The organism is Streptomyces sp. NPDC002044 (assembly GCF_040296725.1).
GTDB classification, from domain to species: Bacteria; Actinomycetota; Actinomycetes; order Streptomycetales; family Streptomycetaceae; genus Streptomyces; species Streptomyces antarcticus.
This window is the reverse complement of sequence record NZ_JBEOXU010000320.1, coordinates 1-1,635: the sequence shown is the minus strand read 5'-3', so window position 1 is coordinate 1,635 and position 1,635 is coordinate 1. Positions and strand designations below refer to the sequence as shown.

Sequence of the window (1,635 nt, the reverse complement as noted above, 5' to 3'; positions counted from 1 at the left end):
TCCCCAGCCACGCGTACAGCGCCCTCGGGAACCTCTCCTACATGGCCGGGATGCTGGAGCAGGCCGTCCAGCAGTCGGTCCGGCCGGTGATGCACACCTACGAGAACGGCCGCGTCCGCATCGACGGCAACGGCGACGCTGACGCGAAGGTGGCCGAGCTGGTGGCCGCCCGCGACGACGCGATGGCCGCCGCCGCCGCGCTGACGGCCGCCGTCCAGCGGATGCACAACGCCAGCTCCCCCATGGGCCTGGACACCACGGGCATGCCCGAGTTCGAGGACGACGACGAGTGAGCGCCGACCGCCTGTACCTGCGGCACTCGACGGACAAGCAGACCGACGCCCGGCAGCGGCACGCCCTGGCGGCGTTGCTCGCCGCCGGCGCCCCGGCCTACGAGGACCCGGCGACCTCCAGCCGCGTCCTGTCCCTGTACCGCGACGGGTTCAAGCAGCTGCTCGACGAGGCGGCCGTCGGCGACACGATCCGCATCGCGGACGCGGCCCGGCTGTTCCGGTCGGTGGCGGACATCATCGCGCTGCGGCCGGTGCTGATCCGGCGCGGGCTGCACCTGCGGGTGGAGTCGGGGCTGCTGTCCGGGATCGACCTCGCCTCGGACGACCCGGGCACCAAGATGATGGTGAGCGTCCTCGCGGCGGTGCTGGAGTTCCAGCGCGACATGATCTCGGAGAACACCCGCGAGGGCGTCGCCGCGGCCGAGGCCGCCGGGAAGACGCTCGGGCGTCCGGCCGCGCTCGACGAGGGCGAGGTGGTCGAGCTGGTGGAGGCGTACCGCGAGGGCGCGGCCGTGAAGGCGCTCGCCCGGCAGTACGACATCGCCCCGAAGACCGTGCGCCGGGTCCTCGATGCCGCCGGGGCCCGCGACGTGCCCGACGACCTGTCGGATCTGCTCGACGGCGACGGCCAGGACGACGTCGGCGGCAACGTCCAGGCGGTGGCCGCCGACCCGGTCGCGGTGGTCGACGTTCCCGGCCTGGTCGCCGAGAACCTGGCCGACGTCGCCGACGACGCGGTCCGCCAGGCGCTCGCCGCCGGGCAGACCATCCGGCGCGGGCAGGGCTACTCGGTGCGGGTGACGGCCCCGTTCAGCGTGCACGCGGCGATGATCGAGCACTCCGCGACCGCGCTGATGCAGTCGCCCGCCGGCCGCAAGGCCCACCGCATCCACTCCGACCGCGTGACGTCCGCCCGGATCACGCCCTGAGTGTCGGTGCCGTTCGCTACAGTCGGGCCTGCGGTCGCATGACCGTGGGCCCGGCTCGTGGCCCGGTTCGTCTGGCCCAGACCGGACGAGTTCCGCCAAAGGTGCTCCGCGCCGAGTCGCTCATCTCGCATCACCTTGCTGGCCTCGCTCTTGGCGGCCGGTGAGTCTGGGATCACCGCGCGCCGCGGAAACGAGAGCTTGAGATGCCGAAGAACCACGCGCGCAAGAAGGCCCTGGCCGACCTCAAGGAGGAGCTGGGCATCAAGCACGCCTGCGCCATCGCGCTCCTGGACCACCCAGACCCCGACGAGCGGGAGACCCTGGAGCGGTACCTCGCCGAGTACATGGACATCAACACGTACCGGGAAGCGGTCGGCTACCTGGAGCAGGAACGCAACGACCCCCGCAACCAG

The 1,635-nt window shown here is 72.4% G+C and carries 3 protein-coding genes; all 3 read left to right on the top strand.

Going from position 1 to position 1,635, the window contains the following annotated elements; genetic code table 11:
• A partial coding sequence (locus ABT106_RS31925; RefSeq protein ID WP_351284550.1) for a hypothetical protein occupies window positions 1–293 on the top strand: 293 nt, incomplete at its 5' end.
• Complete coding sequence (locus tag ABT106_RS31920; protein ID WP_351284547.1) at window positions 290–1,222, top strand: recombinase family protein; 933 nt, start codon at window positions 290–292, stop codon at window positions 1,220–1,222. The genes ABT106_RS31925 and ABT106_RS31920, both read left to right, overlap by 4 nt.
• A gap of 203 nt (window positions 1,223–1,425) precedes the next feature.
• On the top strand, window positions 1,426–1,635 hold a 210-nt coding region (locus ABT106_RS31915; RefSeq protein WP_351284544.1), incomplete at its 3' end, for a hypothetical protein.